The 23,125-nt window shown below is 65.9% G+C and carries 21 protein-coding genes and 2 tRNA genes; 18 read left to right on the top strand and 5 right to left on the bottom strand.

Annotated elements, in window-relative coordinates:
* Nucleotides 1-78 precede the first annotated feature (78 nt).
* Both LIW09_RS08735 and LIW09_RS08730 read left to right on the top strand, forming a co-directional pair.
* Entirely contained in the window at nt 79-2,610 is a 2,532-nt protein-coding gene (locus LIW09_RS08735; RefSeq protein WP_256645265.1) for a site-specific DNA-methyltransferase, read from the top strand.
* On the top strand, nt 2,607-5,129 hold the full coding sequence (locus LIW09_RS08730) for a DEAD/DEAH box helicase (RefSeq protein WP_256645264.1): 2,523 nt from the start codon (nt 2,607-2,609) through the stop codon (nt 5,127-5,129). Before LIW09_RS08735 ends, LIW09_RS08730 begins: the two co-directional genes overlap by 4 nt.
* 169 nt (nt 5,130-5,298) lie before the next feature.
* Here the strand turns inward: LIW09_RS08730 and asd are convergent, their stop codons facing one another.
* Both asd and LIW09_RS08720 read right to left on the bottom strand, forming a co-directional pair.
* Entirely contained in the window at nt 5,299-6,141 is an 843-nt protein-coding gene (gene asd / locus LIW09_RS08725) for an archaetidylserine decarboxylase (protein WP_256645263.1), read from the bottom strand.
* Nucleotides 6,142-6,146: 5 nt separating this feature from the next.
* Nucleotides 6,147-6,833, bottom strand: coding sequence for an SCO family protein (locus tag LIW09_RS08720; RefSeq protein WP_256645262.1), 687 nt, complete (start codon nt 6,831-6,833; stop codon nt 6,147-6,149).
* Nucleotides 6,834-6,914: 81 nt separating this feature from the next.
* Here LIW09_RS08720 and prmB point away from each other — a divergent pair, with 81 nt between their 5' ends.
* The 12 genes from prmB to LIW09_RS08660 all read left to right on the top strand — a co-directional run bounded on the left by prmB (nt 6,915) and on the right by LIW09_RS08660 (nt 19,867).
* A complete protein-coding gene (prmB, locus tag LIW09_RS08715; protein ID WP_256645261.1) occupies nt 6,915-7,859 on the top strand; it encodes a 50S ribosomal protein L3 N(5)-glutamine methyltransferase in 945 nt (314 codons plus the stop codon).
* Nucleotides 7,860-7,863: 4 nt separating this feature from the next.
* Nucleotides 7,864-8,970 carry a chorismate synthase gene (gene aroC / locus LIW09_RS08710; protein ID WP_256645260.1) on the top strand — a complete coding sequence of 369 codons (1,107 nt, stop codon included), beginning with the start codon at nt 7,864-7,866 and terminating at the stop codon, nt 8,968-8,970.
* 116 nt (nt 8,971-9,086) lie between these two features.
* The gene (locus tag LIW09_RS08705; protein ID WP_256645259.1) at nt 9,087-10,127 is read left to right on the top strand and encodes an aspartate-semialdehyde dehydrogenase; all 1,041 of its coding nucleotides are present in this window, start codon (nt 9,087-9,089) and stop codon (nt 10,125-10,127) included.
* Nucleotides 10,128-10,160: 33 nt separating this feature from the next.
* Nucleotides 10,161-12,275 carry a type IV pilus assembly protein FimV gene (locus LIW09_RS08700; protein ID WP_256645258.1) on the top strand — a complete coding sequence of 705 codons (2,115 nt, stop codon included), beginning with the start codon at nt 10,161-10,163 and terminating at the stop codon, nt 12,273-12,275.
* 11 nt (nt 12,276-12,286) lie between these two features.
* Entirely contained in the window at nt 12,287-13,078 is a 792-nt protein-coding gene (truA, locus tag LIW09_RS08695) for a tRNA pseudouridine(38-40) synthase TruA (RefSeq protein ID WP_256645257.1), read from the top strand.
* 4 nt (nt 13,079-13,082) lie between these two features.
* Complete coding sequence (locus tag LIW09_RS08690) at nt 13,083-13,757, top strand: phosphoribosylanthranilate isomerase (protein WP_256647190.1); 675 nt, start codon at nt 13,083-13,085, stop codon at nt 13,755-13,757.
* Between the two features lie 244 nt (nt 13,758-14,001).
* The gene (gene trpB, locus LIW09_RS08685) at nt 14,002-15,201 is read left to right on the top strand and encodes a tryptophan synthase subunit beta (protein ID WP_425507934.1); all 1,200 of its coding nucleotides are present in this window, start codon (nt 14,002-14,004) and stop codon (nt 15,199-15,201) included.
* 74 nt (nt 15,202-15,275) lie between these two features.
* Nucleotides 15,276-15,713, top strand: a complete 438-nt coding sequence (locus LIW09_RS08680; RefSeq protein ID WP_256645255.1) for a DUF3144 domain-containing protein — start codon at nt 15,276-15,278, stop codon at nt 15,711-15,713.
* Nucleotides 15,710-16,525 (top strand): tryptophan synthase subunit alpha, encoded by an 816-nt coding sequence (gene trpA, locus LIW09_RS08675; protein ID WP_256645254.1) that lies wholly within the window; start codon nt 15,710-15,712, stop codon nt 16,523-16,525. Before LIW09_RS08680 ends, trpA begins: the two co-directional genes overlap by 4 nt.
* 87 nt (nt 16,526-16,612) lie before the next feature.
* Complete coding sequence (gene accD / locus LIW09_RS08670) at nt 16,613-17,503, top strand: acetyl-CoA carboxylase, carboxyltransferase subunit beta (RefSeq protein ID WP_256645253.1); 891 nt, start codon at nt 16,613-16,615, stop codon at nt 17,501-17,503.
* Nucleotides 17,500-18,861, top strand: a complete 1,362-nt coding sequence (gene glmM, locus LIW09_RS08665) for a phosphoglucosamine mutase (RefSeq protein WP_256645252.1) — start codon at nt 17,500-17,502, stop codon at nt 18,859-18,861. The genes accD and glmM overlap by 4 nt, the downstream gene beginning before the upstream one ends.
* A 52-nt stretch (nt 18,862-18,913) precedes the next feature.
* Nucleotides 18,914-19,867, top strand: a complete 954-nt coding sequence (locus LIW09_RS08660; RefSeq protein WP_256645251.1) for an isopenicillin N synthase family dioxygenase — start codon at nt 18,914-18,916, stop codon at nt 19,865-19,867.
* A gap of 30 nt (nt 19,868-19,897) precedes the next feature.
* Here the strand turns inward: LIW09_RS08660 and LIW09_RS08655 are convergent, their stop codons facing one another.
* A complete protein-coding gene (locus LIW09_RS08655) occupies nt 19,898-20,569 on the bottom strand; it encodes a DUF6445 family protein (protein ID WP_256645250.1) in 672 nt (223 codons plus the stop codon).
* Between the two features lie 41 nt (nt 20,570-20,610).
* Between LIW09_RS08655 and tpiA the strand changes: the two genes are divergently transcribed.
* The 3 genes from tpiA to LIW09_RS08640 all read left to right on the top strand — a co-directional run bounded on the left by tpiA (nt 20,611) and on the right by LIW09_RS08640 (nt 21,922).
* Entirely contained in the window at nt 20,611-21,357 is a 747-nt protein-coding gene (gene tpiA / locus LIW09_RS08650) for a triose-phosphate isomerase (RefSeq protein ID WP_256645249.1), read from the top strand.
* Between the two features lie 22 nt (nt 21,358-21,379).
* A complete protein-coding gene (gene secG, locus LIW09_RS08645; RefSeq protein WP_256645248.1) occupies nt 21,380-21,781 on the top strand; it encodes a preprotein translocase subunit SecG in 402 nt (133 codons plus the stop codon).
* A 56-nt stretch (nt 21,782-21,837) separates the two neighbouring features.
* Nucleotides 21,838-21,922 (top strand) — tRNA-Leu (locus LIW09_RS08640).
* Nucleotides 21,923-22,211: 289 nt separating this feature from the next.
* Here LIW09_RS08640 and LIW09_RS08635 read toward each other — a convergent pair.
* A tRNA-Phe gene (locus tag LIW09_RS08635) sits at nt 22,212-22,287 on the bottom strand.
* A 152-nt stretch (nt 22,288-22,439) separates the two neighbouring features.
* On the opposite strand from LIW09_RS08635, the gene LIW09_RS08630 reads away from it, so the two are divergent.
* Nucleotides 22,440-22,874 carry a DUF6491 family protein gene (locus LIW09_RS08630; protein ID WP_256645247.1) on the top strand — a complete coding sequence of 145 codons (435 nt, stop codon included), beginning with the start codon at nt 22,440-22,442 and terminating at the stop codon, nt 22,872-22,874.
* Here LIW09_RS08630 and LIW09_RS08625 read toward each other — a convergent pair.
* A complete protein-coding gene (locus LIW09_RS08625) occupies nt 22,856-23,125 on the bottom strand; it encodes an oxidative damage protection protein (protein ID WP_256645246.1) in 270 nt (89 codons plus the stop codon). The two genes, LIW09_RS08630 and LIW09_RS08625, sit on opposite strands and share 19 nt — an antisense overlap.

Here is a 23,125-nt window from a genome sequence, read left to right as displayed (position 1 = left end):
GCCACAGGGCTGGCCACCGAATTTCTGGCAGTGCTGGATTGAACCCGGCACGGCCCAACGAACAACAAGGGGGAGCTTTTGTCTGCCATTCATGACCTGATCGCGCAAATCAGCGATCCACGCCTGCGCGAACGCTTGGCCGCCGAGTGGGCCATTGCCGCCAAGGAAAAGAAATTCGGCCTGGTGTTTGAAGACCACCTGCCCGAGTTGTTGCCACTACATGGTGCCAAGCCACGCAAGGGCGATCTGGTGTGTCGCCGTCAGGGTGCGCTGAAAGATGTGTGGCAAATCAAGTCCATCCACGCGGGCGTGGCCACCTGCGTCAAGCCCAGCAACGAGGCACACCCCAGCGAACCGACCCGCGCTGCGGCAGAACCGGTGCAGTTCATGGTGGATGAACTGCTGGTGGTGCGTGAATTTGGCGAGCCGATCTTCCCCGCGCTGGTGCCGGTAGATGCCGTGGCCAACGGCCCGCTTGACGCCCCCTGGCACACGCTGATCGAGGCCGACAACTACCACGCGCTGCAATTGCTGGATTACCTGTATGCCGGTCAGGTCGATTGCATCTACATCGACCCGCCTTACAACACCGGCGCGCGCGACTGGAAATACAACAATGACTACGTGGACGGCAACGATGGCTGGCGGCACAGCAAGTGGCTGGCCTTCATGGAAAAGCGGCTGAAACTGGCCAAGCGCTTGCTCAAGCCGGAGTCCGGGGTGCTGTTCGTCACGATTGACGAAAAAGAGTATCTTCACCTTGGAATGTTGCTAGAGCAGGAATTTCCAGAAGCGCGAATTCAGATGATCAGCACCATGATCAACCCAGCAGTAGTTGCGCGTGCTGGTGGGTTCGGTCGGGCAGATGAGTACATCTTTGTTGTGATGTTTGGGCAAGCGACACCAAGTCGGATTCGCCTCGCTCGTGAATGGGTTTCAGGAAAAGGGCGAACGCACACTGGAAATATCCGATGGGATTTACTTCGGCGTTCGGGCATCGGTGCTTCACGCAGCGATTCGCCAGGTTGCTTCTATCCAATTTATGTTGACCCACAGCTAAGAACAGTCGCGAAAGTTGGGGATCCGCTACCGGCAGATGATTCGAAGCCCCCGTCGGTCAAAGGGTTGGTTCCGATATTGCCAATGAGAAAAAATGGGTCTGAAGGTCGATGGCAGTGGACGCCAGATACATTGCGCGAACGTATGAAACAGGGTCGTGTTCGTGTCGGCGGCAACGAAAAACGTGGCTTTGTAATTTACATTCTGAAAGACGGCGAATACGCCAAGATTCAGCGTGGGGAGTTTCAAGAAGCTGGCCGCGCGGCAGACGGTTCTATATTGGTTGAGGATGCTAACGCCAGCTTTGTGCTTGCCATACCTGGCAGCCAGTGGCGGATTGCCAGTCACGATGCCACTCAATATGGCTCCCGGCTACTTGGTGACATCCTTCCGGATCGCCGCTTTCCATTCCCTAAGAGTCTGTATGCCGTGAGGGATACGCTTCGCTTCTATCTTGAGGATAAACCGAGGGCTTTGACGGTGGACTTTTTTGCCGGCAGCGGCACCACGCTCAATGCCGTCAACCTGCTCAACGCCACCGATGGCGGGTCACGCCGCTGCATCCTGGTCACCAATAACGAAGTCTCCGCAGAGGAGGCCGCATCCTTGAGCGCCCGCGGCCTGCAACCCGGCGACGCAGAGTGGGAAGCCCAAGGCATCTGCCGTTCGGTGACCTGGCCGCGCAGCAAGTACACCATCATTGGTCGGCGTGACGATGGCTCGGTACTGTCTGGCGAATACCTGACTGGCAAAACCATGGAGCGTGAGAAAGCGCGCAGCTTCACGCAGATCGGTTTTGTCGATCCGGCTCAACTCGACACACTGCCCAAGAAGAAACAGGTGGTGGGGCTGATCGATGGCCTGCCGCAAACGCTGGTGAAAGATCCTTGTCGGTTCATCGTTTCCAAAGACCACAAGGCCAGCGTGCTGTTTGACCCAGCGGCCGCAGAAGATTGGCTGGAGTCACTGGACGGGCAAGATCACATCACCAACGTCTACATCGTCACGCCCGTCACGCGCGTGTTCGACCAGTTGAAAGCGCAGGTGGTGGAACTGCTCGGGCCGATCCTGGTGCCGGAGGAAGAAAAGCGCCCGATGAGCGCGGGCTTTGCCGCCAATCTCGCCTACTTCAAGCTGGATTTTCTGGAGCGCGAACGCGTGTCGCTGCGCCGGGCCTTCCGCGAAATCTTGCCCTTGCTGTGGCTGAAGGCTGGGGCGTTAGGCCCGCGACCCAAGCTGAAACGCGGCGAGCCGGAGCCGGTGCTGTTTGCGCCGGAGGGCAGCAATTTCGTGGTGCTGCTGGATGAAACCCGCATGGGCCGTTTGCTGAAGTCGCTGGAGGGTCGCACCGGCTTGTCGCAGGTGTTCATCGTCACCGACGCGGACGAATCCTTCAAAACCATGGCGCAGGACGTGCGCGAGGTGGCGGGCAAGGCCAACCCTAGCTTGGCTGTAGTGCAGTTGTACCGCGATTACCTGCTCAATTTCATGATCAACAAGAACCAGGACCGCGCTGCCGGTCAGGCTGGTACACAGGGAGCGCGGGCATGAAGGTCACGCTGTTCGATTTTCAGAAAGATGCGCTGAACGATTTGCGCAAGGCGCTGGTGAAAGCTCGTCAAGGCGTATCGTCTGACGATCAGCACGTGGTGGCTTTCTCGGCGGCCACGGGCAGCGGCAAGACCATCATGATGACGGCGCTGTTCGAGGCCATCCTGGATGAGCCCGATGACCAATTGGCCTGGCCGCTGGACTGGGCGCCCCAACCGGATGCCGTGATCCTGTGGGTGTCGGACATGCCCGAGCTCAACGAGCAGACCAAGCTCAAGATTGAGAGCAAATCGGACAAGGTGTATCGGGTCAACCAGCTCATCACCATCGATGCACATTTCGACGCGCCCCGGCTGGACGGCGGGCGTATCTATTTCATCAACACGCAGAAGCTGGCCGTCAATCAACCGCTGACCAACCGTGGCGACGGACGACAGCATCTGATCTGGGAGACGCTGACCAACACCGCGCGCGCTATTCCCGACCGCTTCTACGTGGTGATCGACGAAGCGCACCGCGGCATGACTTCTGGCAAAGGCGCGCAGGCTGCGCAGACCTTGATGCAGCGCTTCTTGCTGGGCTACCCCGAGGTTGGCCTGGTCAAGATGCCGATGGTGATTGGGGTGTCTGCCACGCCGAAACGATTCCTGGATTTGATTGCCAATGCCGAACACACCGTGACCACGCACAAGGTGGCCGTGCCGGCTGAGGAAGTGCGCAAGTCCGGCCTGCTGAAAGACCGCATCCTGATTCATCACCCTGAAGCCACCACCACGGCTGAGATGGCGCTTTTGGAAGAAGCGGCTCGGCGTTGGGGGCAGATGACGGTCGCCTGGGGCGCGTATTGCCATGACGAAAAAGAGCAAACCATCTGGCCGGTTTTGGTGGTTCAGGTCGAAAATGGCTCAGACCGGCAACTGACCAAGACGGATCTTGGCGCAGCGCTGACCGTGATCGAGAGCGCCATTGGCCGTCGCCTGAACGAAGGCGAGGTCGCCCACGCGATGCACGACACGGGCGACCTGGACGTGGGCGGCCGCCGGGTGCGCAAGGTCGAAGCCTCGCGGATTGACGCGGACAAAAACATCGGCGTGGTGTTCTTCAAGACCAGCCTGTCCACCGGCTGGGATTGCCCGCGCGCCGAGGTGATGATGTCGTTCCGCCGTGCGGAGGACCACACCTACATCGCCCAGTTGCTGGGCCGAATGGTGCGCACGCCACTGGCACGGCGCATCGAAAAGGATGCTGCGCTCAATGACGTGCATCTGTTTTTGCCCTACTTCGATACGGGGGCCGTGGAAAGCGTGGTGGCCTCGCTGCACAATGCGGAAGATGTGCCGCCTGCCGAAACGGGCTCCAGCCGCAATCTGGTAGTGCTCAAGCGGCGCGAAGGCTGCGAGCCCATCTTTGCGGCACTTGACGAATTGATCACCTACCGCGTGAATGCCGCTCGGGCACAAAGCCCGCTGCGCCGGTATATGGCCATCTCACGCAGTCTGACCATCGATGAGATTGATGACGAAGGCTGGGGCCAGGCCAAGCAGCAGATTGTCGAGTGGATGGGGCAGCGCATAACAGTGATCAAGGCGGCAGGCCAGTTCGATGCGGCGGCCAAAGCGATCACGCAGGTTGGCCTGCGGACCTTGGCGGTCAATAACGGCACTGGCGTAGCTGAGCCGACTGCGGACTATCACATTGATGCCTCGGACGTGGACATTGATCGGCTGTTCGAAGAGGCCGGACGTGCTTTCAGTCACGGTTTGCAGATGGAGTATTGGCGCGCCCACGCGGATCGCGATGCGCTGGATGTCAAGGTCGAGGCAATCGTTCTGGCTCGCAACGCGGCAGAAATGGCTATTCTCGAATCGTTAGCAGAGACTGCCTTCGATGGTCTTTACGACCAGCACAAGAAGGCCATCTACAAACTCAAGGAGCAGCGGCGCGTCAATTACGAGAAGCTGCGGCTGGCGACGGCCAAGCCCAACGAAGTGTCATGGCATTTGCCAGCATCCATCGACTTCAAGCGATTGCCTACCGATCCCATCTGGGAGCGCCACCTGTATGTGGAAGGCAACGGCCAGTTCCGCGCGGAATTGGGCACCTGGGAAGCCGGGGTGCTGAAGGAAGAACTGGTCAAGCCTGAAGTGGTCGGCTGGTTGCGCAACTTGGACCGCAAGCCGTGGTCTCTGGAAATTCCCTATGAAACCGGGGGCGACGTTCGCCCGATGTTCCCGGATCTCGTCGTGGTGCGGAAGGTCGACAGCGAATTTGCTATCGACATTCTGGAACCCCACGACCCTAGCTTGAGTGACAACTTTGAGAAGGCCGTCGGGCTGGCAAAGTTTGCGGAAAAGCACGGCGGGTTGTTCGGGCGTATCCAGCTGATCCGCAAGCAGTCTTCGGCCGGCGGCGAGCATTTCGCGCGCCTGGAAATCAACCAGGCCGCCACGATCAAGAAGCTGCTGCTGATCACCAGCAACCCGCAGCTTGACGACCTGTTTGCAAGTGCAGCTGCGTAATCAAGGTCGAGCATGAAAGCAGGCGGGGTAACGGCGGGGTAACGGGGTCGGTAACGGGGTCGGTAACGGGGTCAGGTTCACTTCCTGATCTTTAGGTTCCCACAACGCACAAGGCCCGCATCTCTGCGGGCCTTGTGCTTTCCGGAGGGGAATCAGCCGAACGCCGTCGTCACTCCCGCAGCGCCAGCCGTTCCCCCAGCCGCACCGGGGATTCCGCGTGCAGCGCCGGGGCCAGCGTGGCCGCGTCCTTGGGCAGCAGTACGATGACGGTGCTGCCGTAGTTGAAGCGGGCCATCTCGGCGAAGCGTTCCAGCGTGATGCCGCGGCCGCGGTAGTCCTTGCGGGTGATGGCGTCGCCGTAGGCGGGGATTTCCACGCCGCCCCACACGGTTTCCACGCCGGAGACCAGCAGCGCGCCCACCATCACCTGCACCATGGGGCCGAAGTCGGTGTCGAAGTGGCAGACCAGGCGCTCGTTGCGGGCGAACAGGCGCGGCACGCTGGCCACGGCGTCGGTGCCTACCGAGAACAGGCGGCCGGGCACGTGCACGGTTTCGCGCAGGGTGCCGGTCCACGGCATGTGCACGCGGTGGTAGTCGCGCGGCGACAGGTACACGGTGGCGAAGCTGCCGTCATGGAACGGCGCGGCATCCGCCTCGCTGCCCAGCAGTTCGGCGGCGGTGAAGCCCTGGCCCTTGGCCTGGAAGATGCGGCCGTCCTTGATGTCGCCGCACTGGCTGATGCGGCCATCGGCGGGCATCAGCAGCGCGTTCGGGTCGGCGTCGGGCGTGCGTGCGCCGGGCTTCAGCGCGCGGGTGAAGAAGGCATTGAAGCTGGGATAGGCGGCGGGGTCGGATTCCGCCGCTTCGGACAGGTCCACGCCGAACCGGCGGGTCACGGCGTCGATCAGCCATTGCTTCAGCGAGCGGTTGGTCGAATAGGCCAGCCGGCGCGCCAGCGCGGACAGCAGGCGGTGCGGCAGGACATAGGTGAGGGCGGTGACGGGGCTCATGCTTTTCACTCCCTCCCTTGCGCAGCAGGGGAGGGCTGGGGAGGGGTGCTTTGGGTGAGTGTTTCGAGATCGGCGGCAATGCCCTTCACGTCGAACGGCGGCTGCACCACGCCGGCCATGCGCGCCTGCGGGTCCAGCAGCACCAGCGCGGCGCTGTGGTCGATGCTGTAGTCGGCTGGATCGCCACTGGCGCCGGGCCCGCTGTTATTAGGCACTTTCATGAACACCAGCGACAGCGACCGCGCGAAGGCTTCCAGCTGCGGCACCGACGCGGTGGCGGCCAGCGTGTCGGGATGGAAGGCGTGCGCGTACTGGGCCACGATCTGCGGGGTGTCGCGCTCCGGGTCGGCGGAGACGAACAGCACGCGCGGGCGGCTGGCCTCCGGCATCGAGGCCCACAGCTTCTGCGCGCCGGCCAGCAGCGCCAGGGTGGTGGGGCAGACGTCCGGGCAGTGGGTGAAGCCCAGGAACACCACCGTCCAGTGGCCTTTCAGCGTGCCTGGCGTCAGTGCCGTGCCGCCGGCTTGTTGCAGCGAGAACGCCGGCAGCGTGCGCGGGGTGGGCAGCAGGGTCACCGCCGTGGGCGCGGGCAGGGTAGGCCGGTGGGCGCCTTGCAGGCGGCGTGCCGTCCACAGGCCCAGGCCGGCGGCCAGGACAACGATGAGCAGCAGAAGCGTAGTGCGTTTGGCCATGACCGTCTGGAACAAGGGCGGTTCGCCATGATACCCGCGCACCATCGCTATACTTTGCGGCCTTGCCCGCGTGTTGCCGCCATGTCCCAGGAACTGCAGACCATCATCGACCTGATCCGCTACGGCGCCAGCCGCTTCAATGCGGCCGGGCTGACGTTCGGGCACAGCTACGACAACGCGCTGGACGAAGCCACCCAGCTCACCCTGCACGCCCTGCACCTGCCGCACGACCTGCCGCCCGCCTACGGCAACGCCCGCGTCACCGAGGCCGAGAAGGAAGACGTGCTGGGCCTGTTCCTGCGCCGCATCGAGGAGCGCATCCCCGCCTGCTACCTGACCGGCGAGGCGTGGTTCGCCGGCCTGAGCTTCAAGTCCGATCCGCGCGCGCTGGTGCCGCGCTCGCCCATCGCCGAGCTGATCGAAGCCGGCTTCCAGCCCTGGCTGGGCGACCGCGACGTGCGCCGCGCGCTGGACCTGTGCACCGGCTCCGGCTGTATTGCGATTGCGATGGCGCATTACAACCCGGACTGGCACGTCGATGGCGTGGACATCAGCGACGACGCGCTGGCGCTGTCGCGCGAGAACGAAAAGCGCCTGCACGTGGAGAACGTGCGCTTCCTGAAGTCCGACCTGTTCTCCGGCCTGGCCGGCGAGCGCTACGACCTGATCGTCACCAACCCGCCCTACGTCACCAACGACGAAACCGACGCCCTGCCGCGCGAATACGCGCACGAGCCGGAACTCGGCCTGCGCGCCGGCGACGACGGCCTGGACCTCGCCCTGAAGATCCTCCGCGACGCCCCGCTGCACCTCACCGAAGACGGCCTGCTGATCTGCGAAGTCGGTGAATCCGAACGCGCGCTGGTCGAACTGCTGCCGGAACTGCCGCTGGCCTGGGTGGAGTTCAAGGTCGGGCAGATGGGCATCTTCGTGGCCGAGTGCGCCGATTTGATCGAGCACAACGCGCGCATCTCGGAGCTGGCTGCGGAGCGCGAACCGGGCGCGCCGCCGGCGGGGCTGTTCTGATTCGATGAACACCTTCGGCCACCTGCTGCGCGTCACCACCTTCGGCGAATCGCACGGGCCGGCCATCGGCTGCGTCCTTGACGGCTGCCCGCCCGGCATCGCCATCGCGCCGGAAGACTTCGCCCACGATCTTTCGCGGCGCGCCACCGGCAAGACCCGGCATACCTCGGCGCGGCACGAGGCGGACGAGGTCGAGATCCTGTCCGGCGTGCATGAAGGCGTGACGACCGGCACGCCGATCGCGCTGCTGATCCGCAACACCGACCAGCGCAGCAAGGACTACGCGAAGATCGCCGCGCAGTTCCGCCCCGGCCATGCCGACTACAGTTACTGGCAGAAGTACGGCATCCGCGATCCGCGCGGCGGCGGGCGCAGCAGCGCGCGCGAAACCACGATGCGCGTGGCCGCCGCGGTCATCGCCAAGAAGTGGCTGGCCCAGCGTGGCGTCACCGTGCGCGGCTGCATGACCCAGATCGGCGATGTCGAGCCGCGTGCGCACGACTGGGGCGCGGTCGAAGGCAATCCGTTCTTCTGGCCCTGCGCGGAGCAGGTGGCCGAGCTGGAAAGCTACATGGACGCGCTGCGCAAGTCCGGCGATTCGGTCGGCGCGAAGGTCATGGCTGTGGCCGACGGCGTGCCGCCGGGCTGGGGCGAGCCGATCTACGGCAAGCTCGACGGCGAACTGGCGGCGGCGATGATGTCGATCAACGCGGTCAAGGGCGTGGAGATCGGCGACGGCTTCGCGTCGGTCTCGCAGAAGGGCAGCCACCATCGCGACGTGATGACGCCGGACGGCTTCCTGTCCAACCATGCCGGCGGCATCCTCGGCGGCATTTCCACCGGGCAGCAGATGTCCGTGTCGGTGGCGTTCAAGCCGACCTCCAGCCTGCGTTTGCCGGTGCAAGGGCTGGACGTGGACGGCAACGTGGTGGACGTGGTCACCACCGGCCGCCACGATCCCTGCGTCGGCATCCGCGCTACCCCTATTTGCGAGGCGATGCTGGCGCTGGTGCTGATGGACCAGGCGCTGCGCCATCGCGCCCAGTGCGGCGACGTCGGCGAGATCGGTCCGCGCATTCCGGGCATGAACACCATCGATACCAAACGATAGCGGCGCGCCGCCAGCTTCGCCCCCACGGGCAGCGGCACGCCGCAGCGGGACACGCAGGAAATCCTTCCCCGCAGGCGCCGTGATGCGCCGCATCCAATATTTCGAGGCAGGCAACAATGAGCAATCAGTACAAGGTGGCCGTGGTCGGCGCGACCGGCGCGGTGGGCGAGACGATGCTGTCGATCCTCGCCGAGCGCAAGTTCCCCGCCAGCGCGGTGGTCGCGCTGGCCAGCGCGCGGTCGGCTGGCGGCAAGGTGGCGTTCGGCGACAACGAACTGCTGGTGCACGATCTGGCGACGTTCGACCCGTCGTCAATCGATATCGCGCTGTTCTCCGCTGGCGGTTCGGTGTCGAAGGAATACGCGCCGAAATTCGCCGCCGCCGGTGCGGTGGTGATCGACAACTCCTCCACCTTCCGCTACGACGACGACGTGCCGCTGGTGGTGTCGGAGGTCAATCCGCACGCCGCCCGGAACCGCCCGCGCGGGATCATCGCCAATCCCAACTGCTCGACCATGCAGCTGATGCCGGTGCTGGCGCCGATCCACAAGGCGTACGGCATTGAGCGGATCAACGTGGCGACCTACCAGTCGGTGTCGGGTGGCGGTCGCAGTGCGATGGAGGAGCTGGGCAAGCAGACCGCCGAGCTGCTCAGCTTCCAGGACATCCATCCGACCAAGTTCCCGGTGCAGATCGCGTTCAACCTGATCCCGCATATCGACGAGTTCCAGCCCAACGGCTACACCAGGGAAGAAATGAAGCTGGTGTGGGAGACCCGGAAAATCCTGGAGGACTCGAGCATTCTGGTGAATCCGACCGCGGTACGCGTGCCCGTGTTCTACGGTCATTCGGAGGCCGTCAACATCGAGACCCGGGAAAAGATCACCGTGGAGCAGGCGCGCGAACTGCTGGGCAAGGCGCCGGGCGTCGAGGTGGTGGACGCGCACGCAGCGGGTGGTTACCCCACGCCGGTGACCCATGCGTCGGGCAAGGATGCGGTGTTCGTGGGGCGCATCCGCGAGGATTTTTCACATCCACGCGCGCTCAATTTGTGGGTGGTGGCGGACAACATCCGCAAGGGCGCGGCGCTCAACGCGGTGCAGATCGCCGAGCTGCTGGTGGCCGAAGGCTTGCCGCCGAAGGCCGCAGGCGGCTAGAGTCGCAGCGCCTAGGGCGGGGATGGAGTGCACGTGATCAGGACATTGCGGACGGCGGTGGTGGCGGCGTTATTGCTGGCGGCCGGCAATGCCTGGGCCTTGGGCCTGGGCCAAATCGAGGTCAAGTCGCGGCGCAACCAGCCGCTGCTGGCGGAAATTCCGATCGTCTCCACCACGCCCGGCGAGCTGGCCGAGCTGAAGGCGCGGCTGGCGTCCCCGGACACGTTCCGCCGGGTCGGCTTGTCGCCGCCCAGCGGCATCGCCGCCGACCTGCAATTCAGCCTGGGCAAGGATGCCAAGGGGCGTCCGGTGATTCGCGTCACCACGCTGAAGCCGGTCGATCAGGCCGTGCTCAATTTCCTGATCGAAGTGGACTGGGGCCAAGGGCGGCTGGTGCGTGAATATTCGGCGCTGGTTGACGTGCCGAATGAAGTGAATTCGCCGCTGCTGCCGGCGATCCAGGCACCACAGGCACCCGCCCCGAACCTGATCCGGCGCGCCGAGCCCGCGCCTGCGGTTGCACCTGTGCAGGCGCCGCCAGCAGCGGTCGAGGCTGCGGCGGCGCCGATCGCAGCGCAGCCGGTGTTGGCGACACCGGCTGCGGAAGCGCCGGCAGCGGGCACCGAGATCCGCCCGTTCCCGATGCAGCAGCCTGCTGCGCCGCCATCGCCGGCTCCCGTTGTCGCGCCAGTGCCTGCAGCGGCTGCCGATACGGCCCGGCAATATGGCCCGGTGAAGCGCGGTGAAACCTTGTCGGCAATCACCGGCAAGCTGGGCCTGGGCAAGGCGTTCAGCCTCGACCAATCCATGCTCGCGCTGCTGCGCGCCAATCCCGATGCGTTCCTGGGCGATGACGTCAATCAGCTGCGCCGCGGGGCGGTGTTGCGCGTGCCGGAGCGCGATCAGATCGCGCAGATCGATGCCGATGAAGCGGCACAAGTCGTGCGCCAGCAGATGCAGCAGTGGCGGCAGGCGCGCCGCGCCGTCAGCCAGCCTGCGGCCATGCCGGCTGCGTCGGCCCAGCAAGCGGCAACCAAACCGGCAGGCGCTGCGCAAACACCTGCGGCGCCGCAGCGGCCAGCAGCACGCAAGCCCGTGCCCGAAGCGCCGGCGGCAACGGCAGCACAGGCCAACGCCACGGCTGCGGCCAAACCGGTGCGGCGCGAAGACGCACGGCTGCAAATCGTGCCGCCATCGGCACCGGGCAAAGCGGCAGGAACCAAATCCGGCACCAGCGCCGGCGGCGAGGGCAGCATGCTGCAACAGCAATTGCGTCAACGTGATGAAGACATCGCGACCAAGTCCGCCGAGATCGGTGAATTGAAGGCGCGGGTCGCCGCGCTGGAAAAGCTGAAGGAAGACCAGCAGCAGCTGATCTCGATGAAGGACAGCGAGCTGGCCGCTGCCCAGCAGCGATTGGCGGAGGCGAACAAGGCCGCCGCGCAGGGGAAGGCGCCGCAGGCGGCCGCCGCCACCAAGCCGTCCACGCCAGCCGCGCAGGCGCCCGCCGATGCGCCCACGCAGCACGGGGCCATGCCCTATGTCTGGGGTGGCGCCGGCTTTGCGGCGCTTGCACTGTTGGCGTGGGTGCTGGCGCGCCGCAACCGGCAGGCGCCGCCGCCGCGACGCAGGGTGTTCGACAGCGAGGCGCTGGCGGCCAGCATGGTGTCTGCCGGAAGGCCCGAGGAAGCACAGGTGCTGGATTCCGACATGGCGGATGCTCCGGCCGTGGAGACGCAGGACGCCGGTGCTGCCAATACGGTGACGACCGTCATCGACCTGGCCAGCGTGCCGCCGGCCCCGCCACGAATGGATGCGCCCGCCTGGCATTCCGGCTGGGTGAAGACCGAGCCTGCTTCTTCCGAGCCTGCACCATCGGCGGTGCAGGACACGGTGACGCCGCCGGCCGAGGCATCCAACAAGGCGCAGGAAGCGCCGGCCCCAGCGCCAGCGCCGGTGGTGACCGCTGCAAACCTGTCCGAGCCGCCCGCGCAGGCCAGCGCCGAGCAGCGTTTCAAGCTGGTGCGCGCATTCCTGGACATGGGCGATGACTATTCAGCCCAGCAACTGCTGTTGGAATTGCTGGACGACCCCGACGAGAAGGTCGGCGACGAAGCCGCCCGCATGCTCAGCAAGCTGGCGGGTTGAATCGCACACCGATGCGGCTCGCACTTGGCGTTGAATACGACGGCAGCAGCTTTTCCGGCTGGCAGCGGCTGACGGCTGCCGGGGCGCAGGCGCCCGATGGCAGCCTGCAAACCGCGCTTGAAATCGCGCTGTCGAACGTCGCCAATGTGCCCATCGGCACCGTTTGCTCCGGGCGCACCGATGCCGGCGTGCATGCGCGCTGTCAGGTGGTGCATTTCGATACCGAGGTCGTGCGCGATATGCGCGGCTGGGTGCTGGGCGTCACTGCCAATTTGCCCCGCAGCATGTCGGTGCGCTGGTGCGCGCCGGTGGCTGAGGACTTCAGCGCCCGCTTTTCCGCGCGATCGCGGCGCTACCGCTATCGCATCCTCAACCGCGTGACCCGGCCTGGCCTGGAACGGCAGTATCTGGGCTGGGAGCGGATGCCGCTGGATGCGCAGGCCATGCATGCGGCGGCGCAGGCGCTGCGTGGAGAGCGTGATTTTTCCGCCTTCCGCAGCGCGCAGTGCCAGGCCACGCACGCCCGCCGCAACCTGCAAGACATCCAGGTGCGTCGCGTGGACGACGAAGTGATCGTGGAGGTGCAGGGCAATGCCTTCCTGCATCACATGGTGCGCAATATCGTCGGCTCGTTGCTGATGGTCGGGCGTGGCGAACGCCCGCGAGAGTGGATCGCCGAGTTGCTGCAAGGGCGCGACCGCAACCAGGCCGGGCCCACCGCGCCGGCGGCGGGTTTGCAGTTCCTCGGGCCGCGCTATCCGCGACAATGGGGCCTCCCGCAAGAGGTTTGTGGCGATGAGTAAGGCGATGCCCGGCGCGCTATCCCGCACCCGCATCAAGTTCTGCGGCCTGACCCGTCCCGGCGACGTGCGCCTGGCTGGCGAGCTGGGCGTGGACGCCGTCGGGGTCATTTTCGCTGCGAAAAGTTGCCGCCGGGTGGAGCCGGCGCAGGCGGGCGCGCTGCGCCAGGCACTGGCGCCGCTGGTGGATCTGGTGGCGCTGTTCATGGACAACAGCGAGCGCGAGGTGCGCGCGGCGATTGCCCACGTGCATCCCACCTTGCTGCAATTCCACGGCAGCGAGGACGATGCCTTTTGCCGTCGTTTCGGGTTGCCGTATCTGAAGGGCCTGGGGCTTGGCGATGCGGATGCCGTGTGTGATGCCGGCGTGCTGCACCGGCGCTGGCCGCATGCGGCGGGGTTTGTGCTGGACGGTCACGGCGCCGGGCAGGCGGGTGGCAGCGGGCAGCGGCTGGACCTGTCCCGGGTTCCTGCCAATCTCGGGAAGCCCTGTCTGCTGGCTGGCGGGCTGGCGCCCGACAACGTGGCTGCGGCGATCCACGCCGTGCGCCCGTGGGGCGTGGACGTGGCCGGAGGCATCGAGAGTTCGCCCGGAATCAAGGACGGGGCGCTGATGCAGCAGTTTGTCGAAGCGGTGCGGCGGGCGGATGCCGAGGCGGCGACGGACGCCGCAATCGGGTAGGCTAGCGCTTCGCATGAAGACCTCCAATCGCCCCTCCGCGCCCTTTGGCCGCTCGCTGCGGCGCTGGCGGCGCGTGCCTGCGGCGGCGCTGGGCTAAGTCGCAACGATCCTGCGCCTTGTCACTGCGGGCGCGCAGATTCCTTGCAACGTTTCCCGTGTCCGGCGCTCGCGCCGCGCGTGGCATTCCGGTTTTGGAGAATTCAGTGTGAACACCGATTTCAATGCTGCCGCAGCCGATGCGGTCATCGACTTCCATGCCTGGCCGGACGCCGAGGGCCATTTCGGCCGCCACGGCGGGCGCTTCGTGGCCGAAACCCTGATCGGCCCGCTGCAGGAACTGGCCGCCGCCTATGACGCCGCCCGCATCGATCCGGCATTCATCGCCGCCTACTACAAGGATCTCGCCCATTACGTGGGGCGTCCCAGCCCGATTTATCACGCCGAGCGGCTCAGCCGCGAAGTCGGCGGCGCGCAGATCCTGCTCAAGCGCGAGGACCTGAACCATACCGGCGCGCACAAGATCAACAACACCATCGGGCAGGCGCTGCTGGCCAGCCGCATGGGCAAGACCCGCATCATCGCCGAAACCGGCGCCGGCCAGCACGGCGTGGCCAGCGCCACCGTGGCCACGCGGCTGGGGCTGGAATGCGTGGTGTACATGGGTGCCACCGACATCGAACGGCAAAAGAGCAATGTCCACCGGATGAAGCTGCTGGGCGCGACGGTGGTGCCCGTCACCAGCGGCTCGGCCACGCTGAAGGACGCGCTGAACGAGGCCATGCGCGACTGGGTCACCAACGTGCGCGACACCTTCTACATCATCGGCACCGTGGCGGGTCCCGATCCGTATCCGCGCATGGTGCGCGACTTCAACGCCGTGGTCGGCCGCGAGGCGCGCGCGCAGATGCTGGCCGAGTACGGACGCCTGCCCGACGCCATCACCGCCTGCGTGGGCGGCGGCAGCAATGCCATCGGGTTGTTCCATGCGTTCCTCAACGACGCATCCGTGCGCATCGTCGGCGCCGAGGCCGCGGGCGATGGCATCGACACCGGCCGCCACGCGGCCTCGCTGGCGGCGGGCCGCGTGGGTGTGCTGCACGGCAACCGCACCTACGTGATCTGCGATGACGATGGCCAGATCGTCGAAACCCATTCGATTTCGGCCGGGCTGGACTACCCGGGTGTCGGCCCCGAGCATGCCTTCCTGAAGGACACCGGGCGCGCCGAGTACGTGGGCGTGACCGACGACGAGGCACTGGTGGCCTTCCATTGCCTGACCCGCACCGAGGGCATCCTGCCGGCGCTGGAGTCCAGCCACGCGGTGGCGCAGGCGATCAAGCTGGCGCGCGAGCTGCCGAAGGACGCACTGGTGCTGTGCAACCTGTCCGGCCGCGGCGACAAGGATGTGCATACCATTGCCGCCCGCGAAGGGATCACGCTGTAACCCGCATTTGGCCTGAGCGCCGCTTTCGGCGACAATGCGCGGTCAACTTCAACCACAGACTCAGGAGTCCGGCCATGGCCGACGAACAAGCCCAGCAAGAGCCGCAGGCCCAGCCCGCGGATGATCAGCAGACTGCCGCCCAGGGCGGCACCCAGTTCCCGCCGCAGTTCTTCGAGTGCGTGAACGAGTATCTGGAGCTGACCCACAAGCAATCGCAGAAGTTTGGCGACAAGAACATCAGCCTGGCGGCCCTGTTCGCCAGCGCGCGTTTCAATTCGCACGTGTTCCTGACCAACGTCAAGCCGATCAGCGCCGCCGAAGAACGCACCGCGTTCCTCGACTACATGAGCACGATGTACCGCCGCATGCTCAATGAGCATCTGGACGGCATGGGCGAAGAGCGCGGCATCGACGTGGGCGACTCCGAGCTGGCCGACGAGTACAGGGCTGCCGGCGTGCAGATGGGCCGCCTGAAGCAGCAGGCCGACGCCCCGGCTGCGGCCAACGAATGACCCGCCTGCAGCAACGGCTGGACGCGCTGCGTTCGGCCGGGCGCAAGGCGCTGGTGCCGTTCGTCACCGCCGGCGATCCGTCGCTGGCGGCCACGGTGCCGGTCATGCACGCGCTGGCGGAGGCCGGCGCGGACGTGATCGAGCTGGGCGTGCCGTTCTCCGACCCGATGGCCGACGGCCCGGTGATCCAGCGCAGCTCCGAGCGCGCGCTGGCGCGCGGCGCCGGGCTGTCTTTCGTGCTGGACTGCGTGCGCCGTTTCCGCGAATGCGATGCGGCCACGCCGGTGGTGCTGATGGGCTACCTCAACCCGGTTGAAATCCGCGGGGCAGCGGCCTTTGCCGCCGATGCGGCGAACGCTGGCGTGGACGGCATGTTGCTGGTGGATCTGCCGCCGGAAGAGGCCGATGAATACCGCGCCGCCTTCGCGCACCACGACCTGGCGTTGATCTCGCTGGCCTCGCCGACCACGCCGCCGGTGCGGCTGGAGCGCCTGTGCGCCCAGGCCGAGGGCTATCTCTACTACGTCAGCTACGCCGGCGTGACCGGTGCCGCACACCTGGACGTGGGCGATGCTGGTCGCCACCTGGCGGAGGTGGGGGCCATGGCCAAGGTGCCGGTATTTGCCGGCTTCGGCATCCGCGACGCCGCCAGCGCGGCGGCGATGGCCGTGCATGCCGACGGCGTGGTGGTGGGCAGCGCCCTGGTCGCGGCGCTGGAAGAAAGTGCCGAGACCGCAGGCGCGGCTGATCGCGCGGGCCAATTCCTGCGCCCCCTGCGCGACGCCCTGGATGGGCTGGTCGTGCGGGCCTGAGCTAGACTGACAATGCTGCCGTTCCGGCTCTGCCGGGATGGCGATTGACCCATCGTGCGTGCGGCGCAATTAGGGTGATCGAATCGAATGAGCTGGCTTAAAAAATTGATGCCGGGTGCCGGCATCCGCACCGATGCGGGCAGCGAGCGAAAGCGCAGCGTGCCCGAAGGCCTCTGGGAAAAGTGCGAGCGCTGCGGCTCGGTGCTGTACCGGCCCGAACTCGAAGAAAACCTCGAGGTCTGCCCGAAGTGCGCCTTCCATATGCCGATCCGCGCGCGCGTGCGCTTGGCGGCGTTGCTGGACGACGGTGCCGGGCGTGAGATCGGCGAGCAGCTCGGCCCGACCGATGTGCTGAGATTCAAGGATCAGAAAAAGTACGCCGAGCGGATCAAGGCCGCGCAGAAAAATACCGGCGAGCGCGATGCGCTGATTGCGCTGGAAGGCAAGTTGATGGGCCAGGACCTGGTCTCCGCTGCCTTCGATTTTGCTTTCATGGGTGGCTCCATGGGTTCGGTGGTGGGTGAGCGCTTCACCCTCGCGGCCGAGCGCGCGCTGGAGCTGGGTTGCCCGTTCGTGTGCTTTTCCGCCAGTGGTGGCGCGCGCATGCAGGAAAGCCTGTTCTCGCTGATGCAGATGGCCAAGACTTCGGCGGCGCTGGGCCGGCTGCGCGCGGCGGGGCTGCCCTACATCTCGGTGCTGACCCATCCCACCACCGGCGGCGTGTCGGCCAGCTTCGCGATGCTGGGCGACCTCAACCTCGCCGAGCCGGGCGCGCTGATCGGGTTCGCCGGCCAGCGCGTGATCGAGCAGACGGTGCGCGAGAAGCTGCCGGAAGGCTTCCAGCGCAGCGAGTTCCTGCTCCAGCACGGCACCGTGGATCAGATCGTGGACCGGCGCGAGATGCGCGAGCGCCTGGGGCACCTGCTGGCCATGCTGATGCGCAGGCCGATTCCCGGCGACGGCGCGGAGGCCGCGTGACCGCGCGCCGCTATTTCGGAACCGACGGCATCCGCGGGCGGGTGGGTGAAGGCCCGATCTCGGCCGACTTCGTGCTGCGCCTGGGCAATGCCTACGGCCATGCGCTGGCGGCAGCCGCGCGCACGCAGCAGGAATGGCGCAAGCCCATGGTGGTGATCGGCAAGGACACCCGCATCTCGAACTACATGTTCGAGGCGGCGCTGGAAGCCGGTCTGGTTGCAGCCGGGGTGGACGTGCAACTGATGGGGCCGATGCCGACCCCGGCGGTCGCGCACCTGACCCATTCGATGCGCGCCGATGGCGGCATCGTGATCTCGGCCTCGCACAACCCGCACCACGACAACGGCATCAAGTTCTTTTCCGCGCAGGGCGAGAAGCTGGACGACGCGACCGAGGCGGCCATCGAAGCCGCGCTGGATGCGCCATTCCGCACCGTGCGCTCCGAACGATTGGGCAAGGCGCTGCGCACCCGCGACACCATCGGCCGCTACGTCGAGGCCTGCAAGAATTCGGTGCCCAAGGGATTCAACCTGGGCGGCATGCGGATCGTGGTGGACTGCGCCAACGGCTCCACCTACCAGCTGGCGCCGCTGGTGCTGCGTGAGCTGGACGCACGCGTCGATGGCATCGGCATTTCGCCCGATGGCCTCAATATCAACGATGGCGTGGGCTCCACGCATCCGCAGACGCTCGCCGCCCGCGTGCTGGAAACCGGCGCGGAACTGGGCATCGCCTTCGATGGCGACGGTGACCGCGTGCTGTTCGTGGACGCGCAGGGCCGCATCTGCGACGGCGATGACCTGCTGTACGTGCTGGCCTGCGACTGGCAGGACAGCGGCCGCTTGCGTGGGCCGGTCGTCGGCACGCTGATGACCAACTACGGGTTTGAACGGGCGATGGCCGAGCGTGGCATCGGGTTCATCCGCGCCAAGGTCGGGGACCGTTACGTGCACCAGCAACTGCTTGCGCATGACGGCGTGCTGGGGGGCGAGGCGTCCGGCCATATCCTGTGCCTTGACCGCGCCAGCACCGGCGACGGTATCGTCAGCGCGCTGCAGGTGCTGGAAGTGCTGCAGCGGCGCGGCCTCAGCCTGGCCGATGCGCTGGCCGGCTTGCAGAAAGTGCCGCAGAAGACCGTCAATGTGCGCTTCGAGGCGGGCCGCAAGCCAGCCGAAGCCGCCAGCGTTCAAGCAGCCCTGCTGGATGCACAGCGGGCTGTCGAAGGGCGCGGGCGTGCGTTCCTGCGTCCGTCCGGCACCGAGCCAGTGGTGCGGGTGACGGTGGAAGCCGACGATGCCGCATTGGTCGAACACACGCTCGACGCGCTTTCGGGCGCGGTCAAGGCCGCAGCAACCTGAGGCTCGTCGGCCCCGCGAAGACGGGGATGACGGCAAGAGAAGAGACGCGCACATGACTTCGCAAATTCCGACCCTCGACATCCGCCGCTTCACCCATCCCGCCAGTCCTGCCGAACGCCAGTCTTTCGTGGACGAGCTGGGCGCCGCTTACCGCGAGTGGGGCTTTGCCGGCATCCGCCACCACGGCATTCCGCAGGCGCAGATCGACGAGGCCTATGCCACCTTCAAGGCGTTTTTCGCGCTGCCGGAAGAGGTGAAGAGGCGCTACCACATGGCGGGCGGCGGCGGTGCGCGCGGCTATACGCCGTTCGGCGTGGAGACTGCGAAGGGCTCCAAGCACTTCGACCTGAAGGAGTTCTGGCACATTGGCCGCGAGCTTGCGGACGATTCGAAGTATCGCGGCGAAATGCCGGCCAACCTGTGGCCGCAGGAAGTGCCGGGGTTCCAGCGTGTCGGTTACGGTCTGTATCAGGCGCTGGATGCGCTGGGCTCGCAGGTACTGGCGGCGCTGGCGCTGCACATCGGCCTGCCGGAAACCTATTTCGCCGACAAGACCGACAACGGCAATTCGATCCTGCGTCCGATCCATTACCCGCCGATCACCACCGACGACATCCCGAACGTGCGCGCCGGCGCGCACGAGGACATCAACCTGATCACCCTGCTGGTGGGCGCCAGCGCGGAAGGCCTGGAAGTGCTGTCGCGCAAGGGCGAGTGGGTGCCGTTCACCGCCGACGCCGACACCATCGTGGTCAACATCGGCGACATGCTGCAGCGCCTGACCAACCACGTGTACCCGTCCACCACCCACCGCGTGGTCAACCCGCCGGGCGAGAAGGCGCGCCAGCCGCGCTACTCCACGCCGTTCTTCCTGCATCCGAACCCGGACTTCCTGATCGACGTGCTGCCGTCCTGCATCACCCCGGACAACCCCAGCCGCTATCCGGAACCGATCACCGCCGAAGGCTATCTGCAGGAGCGCCTGCGCGAGATCAAGCTCAAATAGGCGCGCATCCTGGCCTGCCGCCGCGCGGCCTCAGGTCATCCAGAAAAACACCGCGGCCATGCGTTCGTCGGCCAGCACGCTGCCGCAATAGGCGGTGGCGCTGTGGATCATCGCCGCGCTGTACACCAGCAGGCGGTTGAAGCGATTCGGCACGCGGACATCCTCGACGAATGAATCGGGCGGCACGAATCGCGTCCCCAGCGCTTCGACCAGCGTGTTGTTCGGCTTGTTCACCGTGTTGCCGCCCAGTTGCCCGTTGGGCATGCGCTGGCGATAAAAGCTGGTGCCGCACTGTTCGGGCGCATCCGGGGTCAGGTAGAGCACGGCGGCGTAGCGGCACAGCGCGCGCGAGTCGGTGTGCGGCCGCGCGCCGGCTTCATCTGCGCCGACCACCTGCACGCAGTTGTGGTTGAGGGTTTTGCCTTCGGGCGTGCTCTGCACCCACAGTTTCTTCGCGCCGGTGGCTTGCCGGACCTTGGCTTCCACCAGCGCCAGTTCATTGGGTTCCAGTGCCGGAATGGCGCGTCTGCCCGGCCAGCTCTCGCCGGTGTGCGGGAAGCCGAGCGCCCAGTCCTGCTTGCCGAGGCAGCGTTCGCGAACCGACGCTGCATTGGGCAATACATCGTCGAACAACCAGTAGTCGCGTCCTTCGGTCGGTTTGCGATAGGACAGCATGCGCAGCATCGGGGCAAGTCGATTCATGGCGCGACTATACTGCCGCCTTTGCCCTCCCGGAGCCCCACATGCGCCGCAAGATCGTTGCCGGAAACTGGAAGCTGCACGGAAGCCGCGCGTTCGCGGACGCACTGGTCAGCGGGATTGCCGGGGCGATCCCGGCGGGGGTTGAATTGGTGCTGCTGCCGCCATGCCCGTACCTGGGTGAATTGACCGAGCGCTTTGCCGATAGCGGGCTGGCCTTCGGCGCGCAGGACGTGAGTTGCCACGACAAGGGGGCCTATACCGGTGAAGTGTCGGCGGCGATGTTGGCCGATGTGGGCGCGCGTTTCGTACTGGTGGGGCATTCGGAGCGTCGCCAATACCACGCCGAGAGCAGCGAACTGGTGGCGAAGAAGTTTGTGGCGGCGCAGGCCGCCGGCCTGACGCCCATCCTGTGCGTGGGTGAAAGCCTGGAGCAGCGCGAAGCTGGCCAAACCGAGGCGGTGATCGCCGGGCAACTGCGCCCGGTACTCGAGCTGGCCGGTGTCGGCGCATTCGCCAGCGCCATCGTGGCCTATGAGCCGGTTTGGGCGATCGGCACTGGCCGAACCGCCAGCCCGGAACAGGCACAGGCCGTGCATGCCTACATCCGTAGCCAAATCGCGGCGCAGGATGCTAAAATCGCCGATTCACTGCCCCTGCTGTACGGTGGCAGCGCGAAGCCCGACAATGCCGCCAGCCTGTTTGCCCAGGCCGACGTGGACGGCGGGTTGATCGGTGGCGCTGCGCTGGCCGCCGCTGATTTCCTGGCCATCGCCAAGGCGATGGCCTGACCGACAAGAGAACAACGCAATCATGCTGCTGCAACTCGTCAATATCGTGTATGTGCTGGTGGCGGTGGCGATCATCGCGTTCGTCATGCTTCAGCAAGGCTCCGGCGCGCAAGCCGGCTCCGGCTTCGGCGGCGGCGCATCGTCCACCGTGTTCGGTGCGCGCGGCGCGTCCAACTTCCTGACCAAGAGCACCAAATGGCTGGCCGTGGCGTTCTTCACGATCAGCATGGGCATGGCCATGTACGCCAGCAAGCAGGCCACGCGCACCGGCCCGGTCAAGCCCGATCTGGGCGTGATGGCGCAGCAGACCCCGGCGAAGCCGGCCGCGCAGGTGCCGGTGGCGCAGATTCCCACCGCCCCCGCGCAGCCCGCTGCAGCCCAGCCCGAACCTGCACCGCAGCCGGCCCCCGTACAGGGCAAGTGACGGGCAAGGCAACACGTTCTAGAATCGGAAACGCGCAACCCGACGGTTGCACCATCGCCCAGATGGCGGAATTGGTAGACGCACTACCTTGAGGTGGTAGCGACGTAAGTCGTGGGGGTTCGAGTCCCCCTTTGGGCACCATGTACCGGTTTCAGGCAGTCCCGCAAAGACCCCTGAATCCCCTGAAACCCGCCATCCAGGCGGGTTTTTTGTTGCCTAGCGTTCCGGGGCGTCCCATTGCAGCCCGGCCAGCGTGGGGGTACTTCTGGGGGTATCGACCCCTGGATACGGCGGGGTTTTTGTTTGCCTCTGCTGTGGCGCAGGCCGTCGAAGCGTTGCGCTGGGTGCGGAACATCACTGGCGCCGCAAACGAAAAGCCCCGCAAAGGTCATGAACCGTTGCAGGGCGTTCGTTGTGGCGCTGTTTCGCATGGTGGCTCGGGACGGAATCGAACCGCCGACACGGGGATTTTCAATCCCCTGCTCTACCAACTGAGCTACCGAGCCATGCTTTGTTGCGAGCCGCGCATGATACGGATTGCGAGCGGTTTGGGCAAGCGATCTGCGCGATGAATCCCGCGCGCCACCGGGCCCGTGCTAAGCGCGGGTTCGGTATGGGCGTCGCAAGATGCAGGCGTCACGGCAGAAGGAGATGCGTCATGAAAGCGGTGCTTGCTTCCGTTCTGATCGCGCTGGGCGTTGCAGCCTGCGCCACCAATCGTCCCAGCGACGCCGATCGCCTGGCCCTGTATCAGGCCCATGCCGGCGCGCCGGTCAAGCAGGTTCTTTACCGGGATCCGCTGGGTTGGGATCGTATCGATGACCAGCACGTGGTGCTGGAAATGCGTCCCCGGGAACGTTGGCTGTTGACGCTGTCCGGCCCCTGCCTGAGCTGGAGCAACGGTTCGCCTTTTCTCGGGATTTCCTCGATGAGCGGGATGACGCTGTCCATTTTCGACAGGGTGGTGGCGCCGGGTTCGCAGCTCAGCTGTTCCATCCAGGAAATCCGCCCGCTTGACGTGGAGGCGCTGCGCACCGCCGAGGACGCGCTGCGTGCCCGCGCGCAGCATGAGGCTCAGTCGTTGGGAACGTAGCCCGGTGGCTTCTCCGCGCCGCCTTCGAACAGGAATTTCATCATTTGCTTTTCGAGGAAGGCGCGGTGTTCCGGGTTCATCGGCGAGATCCGGTTTTCGTTGATCAGCATGGTTTGATGGATCAGCCAGCGCTGCCAGGCCGGCTTGCCGACCTCATTGAAGACGCGCTTGCCGGCTGCGCCTGGCCACGGCGGAAAATCCAGGCCGTCGATCTCGATGTTGTCCACCACGCAGTGCACTTTGCGGGTCAT

This window comes from Thermomonas paludicola, assembly GCF_024498955.1.
Taxonomy (GTDB): domain Bacteria; phylum Pseudomonadota; class Gammaproteobacteria; order Xanthomonadales; family Xanthomonadaceae; genus Thermomonas; species Thermomonas paludicola.
Note: the sequence above shows the minus strand (reverse complement) of the source record. Positions and strands in the feature narration are given on the sequence as shown.

What these genes read in the sequence shown, in the direction of transcription:
- LIW09_RS08730 (WP_256645264.1), top strand. Translation starts at nt 2,607, where the DNA reads ATGAAGGTCACGCTGTTCGATTTTCAGAAAGATGCGCTGAACGATTTG.
- asd (WP_256645263.1), bottom strand. Translation starts at nt 6,141, where the DNA reads ATGAGCCCCGTCACCGCCCTCACCTATGTCCTGCCGCACCGCCTGCTG.
- LIW09_RS08720 (WP_256645262.1), bottom strand. Translation starts at nt 6,833, where the DNA reads ATGGCCAAACGCACTACGCTTCTGCTGCTCATCGTTGTCCTGGCCGCC.
- prmB (WP_256645261.1), top strand. Translation starts at nt 6,915, where the DNA reads ATGTCCCAGGAACTGCAGACCATCATCGACCTGATCCGCTACGGCGCC.
- aroC (WP_256645260.1), top strand. Translation starts at nt 7,864, where the DNA reads ATGAACACCTTCGGCCACCTGCTGCGCGTCACCACCTTCGGCGAATCG.
- LIW09_RS08705 (WP_256645259.1), top strand. Translation starts at nt 9,087, where the DNA reads ATGAGCAATCAGTACAAGGTGGCCGTGGTCGGCGCGACCGGCGCGGTG.
- truA (WP_256645257.1), top strand. Translation starts at nt 12,287, where the DNA reads ATGCGGCTCGCACTTGGCGTTGAATACGACGGCAGCAGCTTTTCCGGC.
- LIW09_RS08690 (WP_256647190.1), top strand. Translation starts at nt 13,083, where the DNA reads ATGCCCGGCGCGCTATCCCGCACCCGCATCAAGTTCTGCGGCCTGACC.
- LIW09_RS08680 (WP_256645255.1), top strand. Translation starts at nt 15,276, where the DNA reads ATGGCCGACGAACAAGCCCAGCAAGAGCCGCAGGCCCAGCCCGCGGAT.
- trpA (WP_256645254.1), top strand. Translation starts at nt 15,710, where the DNA reads ATGACCCGCCTGCAGCAACGGCTGGACGCGCTGCGTTCGGCCGGGCGC.
- accD (WP_256645253.1), top strand. Translation starts at nt 16,613, where the DNA reads ATGAGCTGGCTTAAAAAATTGATGCCGGGTGCCGGCATCCGCACCGAT.
- LIW09_RS08660 (WP_256645251.1), top strand. Translation starts at nt 18,914, where the DNA reads ATGACTTCGCAAATTCCGACCCTCGACATCCGCCGCTTCACCCATCCC.
- LIW09_RS08655 (WP_256645250.1), bottom strand. Translation starts at nt 20,569, where the DNA reads ATGAATCGACTTGCCCCGATGCTGCGCATGCTGTCCTATCGCAAACCG.
- tpiA (WP_256645249.1), top strand. Translation starts at nt 20,611, where the DNA reads ATGCGCCGCAAGATCGTTGCCGGAAACTGGAAGCTGCACGGAAGCCGC.
- secG (WP_256645248.1), top strand. Translation starts at nt 21,380, where the DNA reads ATGCTGCTGCAACTCGTCAATATCGTGTATGTGCTGGTGGCGGTGGCG.
- LIW09_RS08630 (WP_256645247.1), top strand. Translation starts at nt 22,440, where the DNA reads ATGAAAGCGGTGCTTGCTTCCGTTCTGATCGCGCTGGGCGTTGCAGCC.
- LIW09_RS08625 (WP_256645246.1), bottom strand. Translation starts at nt 23,125, where the DNA reads ATGACCCGCAAAGTGCACTGCGTGGTGGACAACATCGAGATCGACGGC.